A 15,681-nucleotide genomic window follows, 5' to 3' on the forward strand; every position below is an offset into this window, starting at 1 on the left:
TCACTTCTGCGCGGCAGCGGCCTGGAGCCGCTCCACAGGCACCGAGCCGGCAAAGATCCGCCCGTCGTCGAGCATCAGGACGTTCACCAGCGCGGTGGACAGGAGCCGGCCGCCCTGGACCGGGACGGTGAGCTGTTGGAGCGGTGCCGCCGCGTCCGACGTCGGCTTCTGCGTTCCCGCCGGGAACTCAACCACCGCGTCCCAGCCGGACCCCGTGACGGCCGGCTTGCGTGCGCTGTCCTTGGCCGGGGGCGTCCCCTCTTCGGAGTCAGTGCCGTGCTTGTGTTCCGGGACCGGGATCTCCTTGACCGTGGCGCCCGGCGGCGGGCTGAACGCGAAGACGGACGCGTCGGGGGCTGCAAGGGTCAGGCTCGTGTAGGCGACGCGGAAGGCGGGATCCGCCTGTCCGCGGGCTTTGACCTCAACGCCCAGCGGCAGGCCGGTCTGGCCGTCCACGGCAACTGCGATGGACGAGACCAGGGTCGCGTCGGACTTCGGCGTGAGCACCAGGTTGTATGCGGGCCGGCCTGCCACCTGGACGTCGGCGCCCACCGTGACGTCAGTGCTGGGGTCGATCTTGGCCAAGAACATTGCGGCGAGCTGGTCCGGGGTGGCCGTGGCGTCCTTGCCGCTGTTGTGGGCGCGGCCGGCGTCGGCCGGGAGCTGGACGTGGGAGGCCGTGTTGTCCTTGGAGTTGTAGAACCACACGTCGTTGCCGTTGCGGACGGCGTTCCGTTCGGCCAGCTGGTCCATCACCTGGATGCGGGCGTGGTCCGGGCCGTCGCGATAGACGCGCGCGGTGTGCGGCCCGGTCAGCAGTTCGAGCCAGGCGGTGCTTGAAGAATCCGTGCCGGGATCGGTCTTGGGGAGTTCGGGAAGGCCCAGCTCCGAGGACTGTTCCAGTGTTCCGGAGAGCGCGGGCTCGCTGTGCTGGGCGATCAGCTGCAGCACCTGTTCGGGCGTCTTGGGCGGCAGCGGGTCCCCGGCGCTGGCGGGCAGGGATCCGGCCAGCGCACCGGCGGCGATGACGGCGGGAACGGCCACGGCGGGCAGCCACCGCAGCCACTTGCGGGTCATCGTGACCGCGCCCCAAGAAGTAGTGATTCACAATTCCGCGTCTGAAGAACGCGTGCTCCAGCAGTGCAGCTCATACAACAACAGTACGCCTGGCCCCGGCCGCGCGGTGTCCTACTTCAGCACGTTGATTGTCAGCTCGACGGCGCCGAGCAGGAACGCGAGCACCGAGGTGCCAAGACCGGCGACGAGCAGCAGCCCGGGATGGGCGAGGCCCACCACCACCCGCTTCAGCCGCGGCCTGTCGCGAAGGAACTTCTTGGGCACGGTGCCGGATCCCGGGGCTTGTTTCCAGCCCCGGAGCCGCCGCAGGAACCAGGCACAGCGGATGATGAAGGCCAGCCACAGTACCGAGACCACCAGCGGGATCGCGGCCAGCAGGAGGTTGAAGCCCACCGCGGTGACCTCGCGTTCGGACGCGCCGACGAGCGACTGAAGGGTCGTTGAGATCGAGGCGCTCATGACCACGGACACGCCCCACACGAGGAACGCGGCAATCAAGGCGAGGAAGCGGACAAAGAAGTGGCCCAGCACGGAGTCCCGGCGCGGCTTCAGGTACCGGCGCGGGGTCGCGTGCAGCAAGGCGATGCTGGCCAGCAGGGTCGGCAGCGCGGCCATGCCCACCAGCACATACCAGGACCAGCCGGCCAGGTCCAGGAACTCGTCGGCCACGATCAGGGCCGCCCAGAACCCGGCCCACGCCCAGCCGGCCGTCAGCGGATGCTCCACGAGCCACGCCGGCAGCCATGCATCGCCGTCCAGGGACCGGAGCCGGCCGGGAGCTTCCGGGGCGCGCGCCTCCGGCCCGGGGGTTTCGGGCGCAGGGGTTTCGGGCGGTGCGGTCTCGGCTACCGGGGCGCCCGTGCCGGGCATCCCGCTTGCCCCGGGATGCTGGCCCTCCGAACCGCGTGCTTCGCTCATGGCCCCACTGTAGCGAGCAGCGCTACTGTGACGGCGTTACGGTGCCAGCGTCACTGTGACGGAGTCACCGTGCCGGCGGCGCCGTCGACAGTGATGTCGTCGCCCGTGGCGATCCGAGATGTCGCGTCGGGTACACCCACCACCGCAGGGATGCCATATTCCCGCGCGACGACAGCGCCGTGGGAGTTGGGGCCGCCCATTTCCATCACGAGGCCGCCGGCTGTCAGGAACAGCGGCGTCCAGCCGGGATCCGTGGACGGCGCCACGAGGATCTCGCCCGGTTCCAGATGCGCGCCCTGCGGGTCCAAGATCACGCGGGCCCGGGCGCTGACAGTCCCGGCCGAGGCAGGCGTCCCGGAGAGCACCCCCGCCGATCGGTCCGCGTCCCCCGCCCCCCGGCCGCCGGCGTCGGACTGCACGGCTTCGGGCTCGGTGCCATCGGAAAGCAGCACGCGCGGAATGTGCCGCCGGCCCAATTCGGCCACGTACGCCTCCCGGCGCTGCTGCACGATCCCGCGCAGCGCGGCGCCGCCCAGGCCCGCGTGCGCCTCGCCCAGGTCGAGGAAGAAGATATCGTCCGCCGCGTCGATGGTCCCCGCTGCGGCGAGTTCGGCCCCCACCGCCGCGAGTTGTTGCCGGACAGCGCCGAGCGCCTCCACAAGGTGGTACTTGGGCAGTTCACGCAACCCGGCGAACATCCGGGTCCGTCTCAGCGCGGCCCGGACAAGCGCTCCACGCAAGCGGCTGCGCTGCTTCGCCGCAGCCACAAGCCGCTCCACCTGCGCGTCCGCCTCCCGCGCCGCCTTCTCGAATTGCCGGTCCGGGGCGAGGGTCGGGTCGTCCACGCGCAGATAGTTGGCCAGGACGCCGAGGATGTGGGTCGGGTCGTCAGACCAGCGGGGCATGCCGAGGTCGATTTCCGCCACGGCCCGGTGGCCGTACCGGCTCAGGAAGCCGGAGAGCCCGGACTGCACAACGCCGGGAAGCTCCCCTGTCCGGTAGCGCCGTGCCAGCTCGGGCAGTGCGGTCCCACCGAACACCTCCGCCGCTGCGGGGTCCTTCCGGATGGCGGCAGCCAGCGCCCACAGGTCGAGGTCCATTTCGGTGGTCACATTGTTGGGCAGGCCCCGCAGGACGTCCTGCAGTGCCCCGTTCCCCGGGCTTCCCGCGAGTTTCCCGGCCGCGGCCAGCAGCGCGAACCCGAGCGCGGGCAGAGGCATGAGGGCGGGAACCACCGGAAAGACGCTTCGGTCGAGGATCCGCTCAACGTGGTCCAGTCGCTGCGCGGCCGTGGCGGCGGCGGGCACTGTGAGGGCAGCCCTGAGCTGTTCGCCCACACGGTCGGCCCGGCGCAGCGCGTCTTCGGGCCGGAGCAGGCCGCGGACCAGGGTCTCCGGGACTCTCGCCCGCGCCGCTACCGGGGCGACGCGGCGCAGGAGCCGCCACTGCGAGCTCGTGACGACGGAGAACCTGGGATCGGCGAAGAGCTGGCGCAGCACCACCGCCGACCGCGCCTCCATGATGTCGAAGACCCGGGGGACGAACGCGCGCCCGGCCTTGCTCCGGACCACGGGAGTGAGGTCGAAGAAGATGCGTTGTCCGGCCTCCGCGTACGGCGAGGGCCCGTCCCGGGGCACCGGCACCGGGAAATGCGCCGCCTCCGCCACGGAGGATGCAATCAGCCGGATGCCGGCGAGGCCCATCGGCGTCAGCGGCCGGGTCAGGCCCTGGGCCAGGCTAAAGCACAGATAGACGCGGGGCCCCGGCCCGGTCGGCGGCTTGTCCGGCATCGGATAGAGCGTGGTGATGGGCCTGGACTGGGTCAGCCACACGGCACCGTCGCGGCCGATGGCCCATTCGAGGTCCTGCGGCGAGCCGAAATGCACCTCGGCACGGCGGCCCAGGAGTTCCAGCGCGGCCAGCTGGGCATCGTTCAGGCTTGGCCCGGACCCGGCTCCGGGCTGGGCCACCCGCTCGGTTCCGCCGCCGGGGAGGGGCCGGATGAGCAGTCCTTTGTCCCCGATCCGCCGCTCCAGGATCGTTCCCGTGGCACCGTCGATCACGAAGTGGTCCGGGTTGACGGCCCCGGACACCACGGCCTCCCCCAGCCCCGGGCTGGCGTCGATGACCGCCTCGTGCCGTCGCCCGGTGACCGGGTTGGCCGAGAAGAGCACCCCCGCCACGGCCGCGTCCACCATGCGCTGGACCACCACCGCGAGGGACACAGCGGACGGGCTGATTCCCTGCACCGCCCGGTACGTCACCGCGCGGTCGGTCCACAGCGAGGCCCAGCACTGCCGGACGGCGGACAGCACGGAATCCGCGCCGACCACATTCAGGAACGTGTCCTGCTGGCCGGCGAAACTGGCAAAGGGCAGGTCCTCGGCGGTCGCGGAGGACCGCACCGCGACCGCCGTATCGTCGCCCAGCGCCGCATAGGCGGCCCGCACGGCGGCATCGATGCCGGCCGGGACGGCGGCGTCGAGCACTAGTGCCCGGGCCTTTGCGGCGAGCAACGCCAGTCCGGCCAGATCATCGGGGGCGGTTGCGGCGATGGCATGGTGCACGTCCGCCAGCGCCGCGGAGGCCGTGGCGTCCAGATAGGCCCGGGTTGTCAGGCAGAAGCCGGCGGGAACGGGCAAGCCTGCCCGGGCCAGCTCGCCCAGGTTGGCCGCCTTGCCGCCGGCCTCGGCCAGCATGTCCTGGCCAAGACGTTCCAAGGCCAGGACCGGCGCGTCCTGGGCCTTGATCGCGCCTCCGGACGGGTCCGGCCTCCGGGGGTGCTCCATGTGCGGACCGTCCTTCCGGCGTCGAGCCCGTAGCCCCGGGCGGTTAGGAGTCGCCGAGCATCGGGCCGAAGCTGGCTCTGTCCGCCAGCCGGGGGTCGTCGCGGTCCGGCACCACCATGACCGGTCCCTTGGCATGGTGGAGGACGCCGTCGGTTGTGGAGCCCAGCAGCATTCCGGCGAAGCCGCCGCGGCCGCGGGTGCCGAGCACCACGAGTTCCACGTGCCGGCTGGCGCCCACGAGAATGTCGACGGGAGAACCGTCCACGAGCTGGGTCTCGACCTCCAGGCCGGGGAAGTGGCTCCGCACCCAGGCTACGCCGGCGTCGAGCTGGACCTTGATGTCCGCGAACAAGGCATCGCGGTCCATCGGGGTGGGCACCCAGGCCAGTGAGCCGGTGTACTGCGGCACGGCGCACACCAGCCGCAGTCGGGCGGAGAGCCGTTGGGCCTGTGCTGCAGCCTCAAGCACCGCGATGCGGGCCTGGTCGGAGCCGTCGACGCCGGCCACTACGACGTTCTCGACAGGCTGGTGGCCCGACTTCGCCCGTTCGGCCAGGACGTGCTTGTCGTCAGTGATTTCACCCAGGCGGTCCGCGCAGATCAGCGGAACGGTGACGGTAGGGCACTTCGCGTGGGCGGGCAGAGCACTGCTGACGGAGCCGAGCAGCCGGCCAACAAAGCCGCCGCGGCCGCGGGTTCCGAAAACCAGAAGTTCTGCCGTTTCGCTGATGTCCAGCAGTACGCCGGAGGCGTCGCCGTTCTCCACGGACGCGTCGACGTCGATGTTGTAGCCGGCCACCTTGTCCAGGGCGTGCTTGAGGATCGCTTCAGCGCCTTCGCGGATCACGGAGTCGTCCACGGTGGCGTAGCCGCCGTCGAGCCCGGATGCGGCAAAGATCGGAACCGAATAGGCGGTCACGATGTGCAGCGGGCGGCGACGGCGCTCCGCCTCGCGGGCTGCCCACACGAGGGCACAGTGGCTGTGGTCGGAGCCATCCACGCCCACCACGATGCCACGCGGAGGCGCCTGCTCGCCGCCGGTCTCCCCTGCCGGGTCCGGATGCACCTGTTCACGGCCCATGGGGTCCGCCTCCTCGCGATTCTTGCCTGATGTTGCGGCTATTCTGCCAGAAGTACCGGCGCCCGGCGTTCACCGGCGAGGCGGCCCCGAATCTGCGCCCAGGAACCCCTGATTTTCCTCACTATTCCCCCTAAATTTCGAACACACAAGACGGCCGTCCGGGCGGGTCCGGCGGCCCTCGGCCGAAGGATTTACGCAGAGTTAACACGCTGTTTGCCGGCCTGGTTTCCCGGGCATTCGGGGCCGGATCCCCACGATGGCCGGCATGAAATCCGCGAAAATCCGGGACTTCGGCCAATGTCCTACCTCCCCTATCCATCGGCGCGAATCTTGGGTATCCTTCGAGGCGTTGCTGAACCGAGACCGGCATTACAGAACGCAGCTACTGGGGTTGCTGCGGCCGGAACCAGGTTTCGGTCAGCGTCCGGGGTTTCACCCCGCGACTGGCACCATTTCGAGGAGGAACCCTGCAGTGTCGAGCATGCCTTTGTACGGCGGGATTGAGCGGACTACGGCCGTAGTCATCGGGACGGGTCTGTCCGGGCTGGCTGTGGCCAGCGAGCTCCAGCGCCGCGGCGTCGCGTCCATCATTGTGGACGGCCTGGACCTTCTGGGGTCCGGCCATCCGGCCAACACCTCCTCGCTCCAGCGCTGCGACGCGGCGGATGCCGCGAGCCTGAAGGAGCGCAACGAAATCCTGCGGCACCTGCGCAATTACGCGGCAAGCCACAAGCTCGATGTGCGGAACAACATCCGGGCCCTGCAGCTGGACCACCTTGAGGCCGGGGCCGACGGGGCCCCCACCGAACAGTGGGCAGTCCAGACCCCCGGCGGTGTCCTCCTGGCCGACCACCTCGTCCTGACCCGCTGCGCCCACAGCCAGCTGCGCCGCATGCTCTCGCAACTCGGCATGGCGGCCGGACAGAACCTCATGGCGGCGATGCATGCCCTCGGGATGTACCTCGTGGGGGTCGGCGAGCTCATTACCCCCACGCCCAAGGAGGTCCTGCGCCAGGCCAAGGTGGTGGGGCAGGCGATCTCCGCCAAGGTCTACCCGGACGGCCTCCCCACGCTCCTTCCGGGCGGCTTCGCCCTGGCGGCTCCCGCTTAGCAACGCGGGGCCAGTTATGGCCTATCAGAGGGCGCCGGATGGGTCACAACTGATCCCGCGTTGCTTTTGGTTCAGCTGTCGGCGTCGCTGCCTGAGTCGTCGGCGGTTTCGCTGTCCGCGTCCGGGGTGAGGCGGCGTTTGGCCATCAGGCCCAGGGCCACCAGGATGCCGACCCCCACCGCGACGAAGCCCATGACGCTCCAGGGAAACGGCTGCGATGCATCCGGCACCGGGGCCGGCGCCTGCGTTGCGCCCGGCTGGGCGGTGCCCATCGTTGGGACTGCGGAAGCCGCCGTCGTGCCCGATGCGGCGGCGGTGGCGGTGAATGTGAAGCTGCCCTCGATCGGGTGGCCGTCGGAGCTGGCCACCCGCCACCGCACGGTGTAGAGCCCTGCAGGGGCGCCGGACTTTAGTTTCTGTGAAGCGACGTTGTCCACGATCTCCACGGAACCGTCCGCCCAGTTGGCGCCGGTGGCGTCGTTGACCAGGATCTCCGAGCCCAGGGCCAGCGGATTGTGGTTGAACGTGACGGAGACCTTGTCCGGAGGTGTGGCCACGGTGGCTCCGGAGGCCGGGCTCGTGGACTCCGCGGTATCGTGCGCCGACGCCGGGCCGACGGCTCCCAGCAGGACGGCCGCAAAGACGACGGCGCCCAGCAGGGCACTCAAAAGGTGTCGGACAGGGCGCATGGGCAGGCTACTCCTAGTGTTGTCTTCCTTACAGACTAGGCGAAAACAAAGGGTTGGCCGCGGGGCTCCCAATAGGATTTAGGCAACACCCATCACTCCCGGAGGACTAATGCACGGACTAATGCTCAAGCAGGGCTCTGCACTCGACCGGTATTTCAAGATTTCCGAGCGGGGGTCGAACTTCTCGCGCGAGATCCGCGGAGGGTTCGCCACGTTCTTCGCCATGAGCTACATCGTGGTGCTAAACCCGCTGATCCTCTCCGGGCCCGACTCGACAGGCACGACGCTCGGCTTCCCAGCGGTCGCCGCAACCACCGCCTTCGTGGCCGGCATCCTCACGATCCTCATGGGCGCGTGGGCCAAGCATCCCTTTGCCCTGGCAACCGGACTCGGCGTCAACGCGTTCGTCGCCGTCACGGTGGCCACCAACCCCGGGCTGTCCTGGCCGGACATGATGGGTCTGGTCATGCTTTCCGGCATCACCATGCTGATCCTGGTCCTCACCGGCTTCCGGACGGCCGTGTTCAAGGCCGTCCCCGACGGGCTCAAGACCGCGATCGTGGTCGGCATCGGCCTCTTCATCGCCCTGATCGGCCTCGTCAACGCGGGCTTCGTGCGCCGCATCCCGGATGTCGCCGGCACCACCGTTCCGGTCGGCCTGGGCTTCGACGGCAAGCTGCTGGGCTGGCCCACCTTCGTGTTCGTCTTCGGCCTGATCCTGACCATCGCCCTGGTGGTGCGCAAGGTCAAGGGCGCCATCCTGATCGGCATCGTCGCCTCGACCATCCTGTCCGTGATCCTGGAATCCACCCTGCACATTGGTCCCAGCTTCGACGGCAAGACCCACAACCCGCAGGGCTGGTCCCTTGTCGCGCCCAAGTTCTCCGAGTGGGCCGCCCCGGACCTGTCCCTGATCGGCAAGGCCAACCCGTTCGGCGCCTTTGAGCACCTCGGCTTCGTCGCCGCCACCCTGCTGGCCTTCGTGATCCTGCTCAGCATCTTCTTCGATGCCATGGGCACCATGGTGGGCCTGGCCACCGAGGCCGGCACGATCGACAAGGACGGCAACATCCCCAACGTTGACCGTGTGCTGCAGGTGGACGCCCTCGGCGCGATCATCGGCGGCGGCGCTTCCGTCTCCTCGAACCAGATCTACGTCGAATCCGGCGCCGGCATCGGCGAAGGCGCCCGCACCGGCTTGGCATCCATCGTCACGGGCCTGCTGTTCCTCGTGGCCATGTTCTTCACCCCGCTGATCAACCTCGTGCCATTCGAGGCCGTTGCCCCGGCCCTCGTGATCGTCGGCTTCATGATGGTCTCGCAGGTCGGCAAGATCGACTGGCAGGACTTGGGCATCGCGATCCCGGCGTTCCTGACCTTCACCCTCATGCCGTTCACCTACTCGATCGCCAACGGCCTGGGCGCGGGCTTCATCACCTTCGTGCTGATCCGCCTGTTCCAGGGCCGGGCCCGCGAGGTGCACCCGCTCATGTGGGTTGTGGCTGCCGCGTTCACGCTGTTCTTCGCGATCGGCCCGATCGAGGCGGCCCTCGGCATCCACTAGGGTCCTCCCGCCTTTTCCATGCGCCGAGTTGGCATTTCGTGGCAGTGTTCTTCGAATACATTGCCGCGAAACGCTAGCTCGGCGCTGCTGTTTGGCCGCCACCGTTTGTCCCCCGCCAGGCGGGGTTTCCGGGATTTCGGACAGTCCCGGCGCGCAGCGGCTGGTGTTCGGGTGCCGGCTGAGGTGAGGTAGAACCATGGATTCTTCTGCGCTCACTGTTGATGTCCCGCCGCAGCCCTGGACCGGACGGTTCGATGGCGACGGCGCCGAGCACCGGCGCTGGTGGCAGGCCGTGGCCCCCTACGCCCCGCCCGCAAACCCGGCCACGGCCTCCTCCCGGACCCGGCCCGCCGTCATCCTCGGCTTCGGCAGCGATGAGGGCGTGCGCCGCAACAAGGGCCGCACCGGCGCCGCGGCCGCTCCCGCCGCCATCAGGGCCGCCCTGGGTCCGCTCGCCTTCCACCTCGACCGGGACGTGCTCGACGCCGGCGACGTCACCGTGCGCGATGAGTCTCTCGAGGCCGGGCAGGCACGCGCCGGGCTGGCCATCTCCCGGCTTATCGATGCCGGGCAGATTCCGGTCGTTCTGGGCGGCGGCCACGAAACCGCGTTCGCCAGTTACCTCGGCGTCGCCGGATCGTCTGCCGTGCGCGGGGGCCTGAGAGTGGGCGTCCTGAACCTCGATGCCCACTTCGACCTCCGTGACGAGGCCGTGCCCAGTTCCGGGACGCCGTTCCTGCAGATGGCCCGCGCGGAAGCCGCCGCCGGCCGCGAACTGCGCTACGCCGTCGTCGGCATTTCCGAGCCGAACAACACCCGGGCGCTCTTCCGGACCGCCGCGGAACTCGGCGTGGACTACCTGCTGGACGAGGACTGCTCGGCGGAGGCCGCCCAGGCGTTTGTGGCCGCGTTCCTGGCGCAGGTGGACGCGCTGTACCTCACGATCGATCTGGACGTGCTGCCGGCCTCGGTGGCCCCCGGGGTGAGCGCTCCGGCCGCGTACGGGGTGCCCCTGCCGGTGATCAGTGCCGTGTGCCGGCAGGTCGCGGCGAGCGGGAAGCTCCTGCACCTGGATGTCGCCGAGCTGAACCCGGAGTTTGATATAGACGCCCGCACCGCGAAAGTGGCCGCCCGGCTGGTCAACACGCTGCTGGGGTAGGCGTCAGCCGGCAGCCGCCGGCGGGGGCCCGGACACGAGGGCCTGCCGGAGGAGTGCCTGCGCGGACCAGCGCATCGACGCCATGGCCTGCTCCCGTGAGAGCCCGCCGATGTCCGTCAGCCAGACGAGGGCCTCAATGCCGATCGCGCTGCGCACGGCCAGGGCCAGCGCCCGGATCCCGGGACCTGACAACGTCCCTTGGAGCGGAGCGAGCGCTTCCTCGATCCAGGCGATCGCCCGGCCTTGCCGCAGCGGCAGAGCCTGCGCCGGCTCCGCCGGGTCGCGTTCCAGGGACAGCCTGAGCATGGTGCGCTGCTGCGCCTCCGTGTTGACGATCAGCCTGGTGAACTCCAGCACCACGGCGTCCAGCCGCTCCGCGGGATCCTCGGGGGCGTCCGCCGGCAGCAGGGACTGCCGGACCGTTTCCGGGTGGGCCGCGGCGAGGAGCTCGCGCTGGCTCGGGAAGTACCGGTAGGCCGTGCTCCGGGCGACGCCGGCCGCTGCGGCGGTGCCATCAACAGTCGGGGCTTCCCCCGCCGCCACCGCCTCGCGGGCGGCCGCTACCAGAGCCTCGAACGTGCGGCGCTTCTGGCCCGTCCGGCCTGCGTCCTTGTAGGGGGTTGACATGGAATTCATGGTACTCCAGTCTTGTTATGGGACAAGAGTCCCATAAATTCCTCAGAAGCGATCCCGAAGAGGCGATCCCATGGAAGCGGTCAGCAGCCAGACAACCATCATCCGGACAAAAGGACAGGGCGAGCGCCGCTGGTTCTTCGGCGGAGGAGTTCACACCTGGAAAGCCAGGGCCGGTGAGACCGGCGGGGCGTTCCTGCTCTTCGAGGACCAGATGGCCGGCGGCAAGATGACACCGCTGCACAGCCACCCCGATTCAGACGAGACGATGTTCATCCTCGAGGGCGAGATCCTCATGCACGTCGACGGCGAGAATCACCGGATCGGCGCCGGCGGCCTCGCCGTGGCCCCGCGGGGAGTTCCCCACGCGTTCATGGTGGTGTCCGACTCCGCGCGGATGCTCTGCCTGCACACGCCCGGCTGCTGCGAGGCCTTCTACTGGGATGCGAGCACGCCGCTCTCCCCCGACGACTCTGCCGATGGTTCGTCCGGCGGCTCGGCGGACGGTTCAGCCCCGGCGGGCCCCGTGGACTTCAGCAAGGTACAGGAGTCGGCCCGCAGGAACGGCGGCATCGTGCTGTTGGGACCGCCGCCATTTGCGGCGCGCTAGCCGCGGCCGGGGGCAGAGGCGGCCGCAACCGGGCCTGACAGCGTCCGGTCCCGGCCGTGCCGGGGCGGTCGAATCGCCCTCCCGGAACGCCACCCGGAACGCAGAAAGTCCCCGTCCCTTCCCGGACCGCGAAGTGCGGAGCCGGGGAAGGGCGGGGACTTTCTCGTGCGAGTTAGACGCGGCGCACCTGGACGCCGTCGGACTGCAGGAAGAGCTGCGTCTCGGACGGCCCGGCGGGGACCAGCCAGAGGACGTTACCGCTCAGTGAGACTTCTTCAACCTCACCGGCCGCAATGACCTGTGCGTGCTTGACGATTTCGACCCGTTCGCCGACCCGGAGGCCGCTCCAGTCGGAAACCGTGGCTGCGGATGCAAGGCGTCTGGACAGTACCGTGCCGCGTGCTTTCATTGAACTTCTACCCCTTTGTATGTGTTCTTTGCCACAACTTCGTTGGTGTGGACTTCCATTTGTACTACAGTTCCCGGGCCCCCGCTGGCCGTGTCGCCAAAGATTTCGGGGGCGCCGGGAAATGTTCAACTGCAGTGCACTTTGTTTCTTCTCAGGCGAGATTTCCAACAGCCGATTCGGCCGCCGCCCGGACCGCACCCGACGCCACCAGGGCGTCCGCCGCTTCGAGCTCCGGCGACAGGAACCTGTCGGTGCCAGGACCGTCGACGACGTCGCGCAGCGCGGCGATCACGGCAGTACCCGCGGGGCCCGGAGTCAGTTCGCCGCCGGAGACCTGGGTGCGGATGTCCAGCGCCCGGGCCGAGGTCACGAGTTCGATCGCCAGAACGCGGCGCAGGTTCTCTACGGCGCGGCGGAGCTTGCGGGCCGCGTGCCACCCCATGGAGACGTGGTCCTCCTGCATCGCCGAGCTCGGGATCGAGTCCACCGACGCCGGGACGGCCAGCCGCTTGTTGTCCGACACCAGGCCGGCCTGGGTGTACTGGGCGATCATGAGGCCCGAGTCGACGCCGGGGTCCGAGGCGAGGAAGGCCGGCAGTCCGTGCGAGCGTGCCGGGTCCAGCATCCGGTCGGTCCGGCGCTCGGCAATGGAGCTCAGGTCCGCGACGGCGATGGCCAGGAAGTCCAGCACGTAGGCCACCGGGGCGCCGTGGAAATTGCCGTTGGAGCTGACGCGGCCGTCGGGCAGGACCACCGGGTTGTCGATCGCGGCGGCCAGTTCGCGGGAGGCGACCAGGGCTGCGTGGTCAACCGTGTCGCGGACGGCGCCGGCCACCTGGGGTGCGCAGCGCAGCGAGTAGGCGTCCTGGACCTTGGTGTCGTTGATCCGGTGCGAGGCCACGATCGGCGAGTCGGACAGGACCCGGAGCATGTTGTCCGCGGAGGCTGCCTGGCCCGGGTGCGGCCGGAGCGCGGCGTGCAGCTCGGGCAGGAACACCTGGTCCGTGCCGAGCAGCGCCTCAACGCTGAGCGCAGCGGTGATGTCCGCCGTCGTGAGCAGCTGGCGGATGTCCGCGATGGCCATCAGCAGCATGCCCAGCATGCCCTCGGTACCGTTGACGAGCGCCAGGCCCTCCTTCTCGGCCAGGGTGACGGGTTCAATGCCGTGGGCGGCGAGGAGTTCGGCTACGGGGCGCGCGCCCTTGGCGCCGTACAGCTCGCCATCGGGGCCCATCGCTTCGCCTTCGCCCATCAGGACCAGGGCGCAGTGGGACAGCGGCGCGAGGTCGCCGGAGCAGCCGAGCGAGCCGAATTCGCGGACCACCGGGGTGATGCCGGCGTTCAGGACATCCACCATGGTCTGCAGGACCACGGGGCGGACGCCGGTGCGGCCGGAGGCGAGGGTCTTGGCGCGCAGGAACATGATGCCGCGGACCACTTCGCGTTCCACGGCCGGGCCCATGCCGGCGGCGTGGCTGCGGATCAGCGACTTCTGCAGCTGGGTGCGCAGCTCGTTGGGGATGTGCCGGTTGGCCAGCGCGCCGAACCCGGTGGAGATGCCGTACGCCGGGACCTCGCTGTGGGCGAGGTCGTCGATGTGGGCGCGGACCTTGGCGACGGTGTCCAGGGCTTCCTGCGAGATGGTCACCTTGGCGTCGTGGCGGGCGACGGCAACGACGTCCTCGGGCGTGACGCCGCTGGAGCCGAGGGTGACGGTGAGCGGTTCGTGGGTTGTGAGAGTCATTGAAATCTACCTAAATCTGGTGGTTGAGCCAAGCTCCCCCGTCGATTGCTCCGCATCTGCCCTTTTCAAGGCTCAGAACGGCATTTACGGAGCAATCGACGGGTTTAGCGGCTGGGTTAGCGGGACTCGGTCATGGGGATGCGGACGCCGCGTTCCTTGGCGACCTCGAGGGCGCGGTCGTAGCCGGCGTCGGCGTGGCGGATGACGCCCATACCGGGGTCGTTGGTAAGGAGGCGCGCGAGCTTTTCCGCGGCGAGGTCGGTGCCGTCGGCGACGGAGACCTGACCGGCGTGGATGGAGCGGCCGATGCCGACGCCGCCGCCGTGGTGGATGGAGACCCACGTGGCGCCGGAGGCGGTGTTGAGCAGGGCGTTGAGCAGCGGCCAGTCGGCGATCGCGTCGGAGCCGTCGGCCATGGCCTCGGTTTCGCGGTACGGGGAGGCGACGGAGCCGGAGTCGAGGTGGTCGCGGCCGATCACGATGGGGGCCTTGACCTTGCCTTCCTTGACGAGTTGGTTGAACAGCAGGCCGGCCTTGGCGCGTTCGCCGTAGCCGAGCCAGCAGATGCGGGCCGGGAGGCCTTCGAATTCGACGCGCTCACCGGCGGCGTCGATCCAGCGGTGCAGGTGCTTGTTCTCGGGGAAGAGCTCCTTGATGGCCTTGTCCGTGACCGCGATGTCCTCGGGGTCGCCGGAAAGGGCAACCCAGCGGAACGGGCCGAGGCCTTCGCAGAACAGCGGGCGGATGTAGGCCGGGACGAAGCCGGGGAACTCAAAGGCGCGGTTGTAGCCGCCCTTGCGGGCCTCGTCGCGGATGGAGTTGCCGTAGTCGAAGACCTCGGCGCCGGCATCCTGGAACTCGACCATGGCCTGGACGTGCTTGGCCATGGAAGCCTGGGCCTTCTTCGTGAAGCCTTCCGGGTCCGCCGCGGCCTCGCGGTGCCATTCCTCGACCGTGATGCCCTCGGGCAGGTAGCTCAGGGGATCGTGTGCGGAGGTCTGGTCCGTGACGATGTCCACGGTGAGCTCGCCGGCGTTGTGGCGGCGCAGGATCTCCGGGAAGACCGTGGCGGCGTTGCCGACGTAGCCCACGGACCAGCCGCGGCGCTCTTCCTTGGCCTTGAGGACCTTGGCGATGGCGGCGTCGAGGTCGGTCTCTACCTCGTCGAGGTAGCGCTTGCCGACGCGGCGGCGCAGCCGGGTCTCGTCGACGTCGACAATCAGGCAGGCGCCGTCGTTCAGGGTGACGGCGAGCGGCTGGGCGCCGCCCATGCCGCCGCAGCCGCCGGTGAGCGTCAGGGTGCCGGCGAGAGTGCCGTTCTCGTCCCCGGTGAGTTTGCGGGCGATCGCCGCGAAGGTCTCGAAGGTGCCCTGCAGGATGCCCTGGGTGCCGATGTAGATCCAGGACCCGGCGGTCATCTGGCCGTACATCATCAGGCCCTCGGCTTCGAGCCGGCGGAATTCGGGCCAGGTGGCCCAGTCGCCGACGAGGTTGGAGTTGGCCAGCAGGACGCGCGGCGCCCACTCGTTGGTGCGGAAGACGCCGACCGGCTTGCCGGACTGGACCAGAAGGGTCTCGTCCTTTTCCATGGTTTCCAGGGTGCGGGTGATGGCGTCGAACGCGGCCCAGCTTCGGACCGCGCGGCCGGTGCCGCCGTAGACCACGAGGTCATCGGGGCGCTCGGCGACCTCGGGGTCGAGGTTGTTCATGAGCATGCGCAGCGGGGCTTCCGTCTGCCAGCTCTTGGCGGTGAGCTCGGTGCCGCGGGCTGCTTTGACCGGGCGGGCACCGGTGGTGAAATCGGCGGGTGCCATGAGGGGCTCCTTTGTTTCGTGGTGGTGTCTGTGCTGAAGGTGTGTGCTGAAATGTGCTGCTGAATGAATCAGAGGGAATGAGG

13 protein-coding genes are annotated in these 15,681 nt (G+C 69.4%); 4 read left to right on the plus strand and 9 right to left on the minus strand.

Annotated features, from left to right (window positions below; genetic code table 11):
- The 4 genes from ABD243_RS01400 to ABD243_RS01415 form a co-directional block, all read right to left on the minus strand.
- The gene (locus ABD243_RS01400; protein ID WP_344361221.1) at positions 1 to 1,077 is read right to left on the minus strand and encodes a LolA family protein; all 1,077 of its coding nucleotides are present in this window, start codon (positions 1,075 to 1,077) and stop codon (positions 1 to 3) included.
- A 111-nt stretch (positions 1,078 to 1,188) separates the two neighbouring features.
- Positions 1,189 to 1,995 (minus strand): hypothetical protein, encoded by an 807-nt coding sequence (locus ABD243_RS01405; protein WP_344361223.1) that lies wholly within the window; start codon positions 1,993 to 1,995, stop codon positions 1,189 to 1,191.
- A gap of 50 nt (positions 1,996 to 2,045) precedes the next feature.
- Entirely contained in the window at positions 2,046 to 4,784 is a 2,739-nt protein-coding gene (locus ABD243_RS01410; RefSeq protein WP_344361227.1) for a PEP/pyruvate-binding domain-containing protein, read from the minus strand.
- 43 nt (positions 4,785 to 4,827) lie between these two features.
- Entirely contained in the window at positions 4,828 to 5,865 is a 1,038-nt protein-coding gene (locus tag ABD243_RS01415) for a universal stress protein (RefSeq protein ID WP_344361229.1), read from the minus strand.
- A 481-nt stretch (positions 5,866 to 6,346) separates the two neighbouring features.
- On the opposite strand from ABD243_RS01415, the gene ABD243_RS01420 reads away from it, so the two are divergent.
- The gene (locus tag ABD243_RS01420; RefSeq protein WP_116765549.1) at positions 6,347 to 6,976 is read left to right on the plus strand and encodes an NAD(P)/FAD-dependent oxidoreductase; all 630 of its coding nucleotides are present in this window, start codon (positions 6,347 to 6,349) and stop codon (positions 6,974 to 6,976) included.
- A gap of 71 nt (positions 6,977 to 7,047) precedes the next feature.
- Here ABD243_RS01420 and ABD243_RS01425 read toward each other — a convergent pair whose 3' ends face one another.
- A complete protein-coding gene (locus ABD243_RS01425) occupies positions 7,048 to 7,665 on the minus strand; it encodes a copper resistance CopC family protein (RefSeq protein ID WP_116765548.1) in 618 nt (205 codons plus the stop codon).
- A gap of 121 nt (positions 7,666 to 7,786) precedes the next feature.
- Between ABD243_RS01425 and ABD243_RS01430 the strand changes: the two genes are divergently transcribed.
- A complete protein-coding gene (locus tag ABD243_RS01430) occupies positions 7,787 to 9,229 on the plus strand; it encodes an NCS2 family permease (protein ID WP_344361729.1) in 1,443 nt (480 codons plus the stop codon).
- A gap of 196 nt (positions 9,230 to 9,425) precedes the next feature.
- Positions 9,426 to 10,388 carry a formimidoylglutamase gene (hutG, locus tag ABD243_RS01435; protein WP_344361232.1) on the plus strand — a complete coding sequence of 321 codons (963 nt, stop codon included), beginning with the start codon at positions 9,426 to 9,428 and terminating at the stop codon, positions 10,386 to 10,388.
- Between the two features lie 3 nt (positions 10,389 to 10,391).
- Here the strand turns inward: hutG and ABD243_RS01440 are convergent, their stop codons facing one another.
- On the minus strand, positions 10,392 to 11,015 hold the full coding sequence (locus tag ABD243_RS01440) for a TetR/AcrR family transcriptional regulator (RefSeq protein WP_344361235.1): 624 nt from the start codon (positions 11,013 to 11,015) through the stop codon (positions 10,392 to 10,394).
- A gap of 79 nt (positions 11,016 to 11,094) precedes the next feature.
- Between ABD243_RS01440 and ABD243_RS01445 the strand changes: the two genes are divergently transcribed.
- Complete coding sequence (locus tag ABD243_RS01445; protein ID WP_344361238.1) at positions 11,095 to 11,631, plus strand: cupin domain-containing protein; 537 nt, start codon at positions 11,095 to 11,097, stop codon at positions 11,629 to 11,631.
- 172 nt (positions 11,632 to 11,803) lie between these two features.
- Here ABD243_RS01445 and ABD243_RS01450 read toward each other — a convergent pair whose 3' ends face one another.
- The 3 genes from ABD243_RS01450 to hutU form a co-directional block, all read right to left on the minus strand.
- A complete protein-coding gene (locus ABD243_RS01450; protein ID WP_091250330.1) occupies positions 11,804 to 12,040 on the minus strand; it encodes a hypothetical protein in 237 nt (78 codons plus the stop codon).
- 151 nt (positions 12,041 to 12,191) lie between these two features.
- The gene (gene hutH, locus ABD243_RS01455; RefSeq protein WP_116765543.1) at positions 12,192 to 13,784 is read right to left on the minus strand and encodes a histidine ammonia-lyase; all 1,593 of its coding nucleotides are present in this window, start codon (positions 13,782 to 13,784) and stop codon (positions 12,192 to 12,194) included.
- Between the two features lie 116 nt (positions 13,785 to 13,900).
- On the minus strand, positions 13,901 to 15,598 hold the full coding sequence (gene hutU / locus ABD243_RS01460) for a urocanate hydratase (RefSeq protein ID WP_116765542.1): 1,698 nt from the start codon (positions 15,596 to 15,598) through the stop codon (positions 13,901 to 13,903).
- Positions 15,599 to 15,681 lie beyond the last annotated feature (83 nt).

Source organism: Arthrobacter humicola, from assembly GCF_039531445.1.
Lineage (GTDB): Bacteria > Actinomycetota > Actinomycetes > Actinomycetales > Micrococcaceae > Arthrobacter > Arthrobacter humicola.

Coding starts and splice junctions, on each gene's coding strand:
- ABD243_RS01400 (WP_344361221.1), bottom strand. CDS start 1,077: ATGACCCGCAAGTGGCTGCGGTGGCTGCCCGCCGTGGCCGTTCCCGCC.
- ABD243_RS01405 (WP_344361223.1), bottom strand. CDS start 1,995: ATGAGCGAAGCACGCGGTTCGGAGGGCCAGCATCCCGGGGCAAGCGGG.
- ABD243_RS01410 (WP_344361227.1), bottom strand. CDS start 4,784: ATGGAGCACCCCCGGAGGCCGGACCCGTCCGGAGGCGCGATCAAGGCC.
- ABD243_RS01415 (WP_344361229.1), bottom strand. CDS start 5,865: ATGGGCCGTGAACAGGTGCATCCGGACCCGGCAGGGGAGACCGGCGGC.
- ABD243_RS01420 (WP_116765549.1), top strand. CDS start 6,347: ATGCCTTTGTACGGCGGGATTGAGCGGACTACGGCCGTAGTCATCGGG.
- ABD243_RS01425 (WP_116765548.1), bottom strand. CDS start 7,665: ATGCGCCCTGTCCGACACCTTTTGAGTGCCCTGCTGGGCGCCGTCGTC.
- ABD243_RS01430 (WP_344361729.1), top strand. CDS start 7,787: ATGCTCAAGCAGGGCTCTGCACTCGACCGGTATTTCAAGATTTCCGAG.
- hutG (WP_344361232.1), top strand. CDS start 9,426: ATGGATTCTTCTGCGCTCACTGTTGATGTCCCGCCGCAGCCCTGGACC.
- ABD243_RS01440 (WP_344361235.1), bottom strand. CDS start 11,015: ATGTCAACCCCCTACAAGGACGCAGGCCGGACGGGCCAGAAGCGCCGC.
- ABD243_RS01445 (WP_344361238.1), top strand. CDS start 11,095: ATGGAAGCGGTCAGCAGCCAGACAACCATCATCCGGACAAAAGGACAG.
- ABD243_RS01450 (WP_091250330.1), bottom strand. CDS start 12,040: ATGAAAGCACGCGGCACGGTACTGTCCAGACGCCTTGCATCCGCAGCC.
- hutH (WP_116765543.1), bottom strand. CDS start 13,784: ATGACTCTCACAACCCACGAACCGCTCACCGTCACCCTCGGCTCCAGC.
- hutU (WP_116765542.1), bottom strand. CDS start 15,598: ATGGCACCCGCCGATTTCACCACCGGTGCCCGCCCGGTCAAAGCAGCC.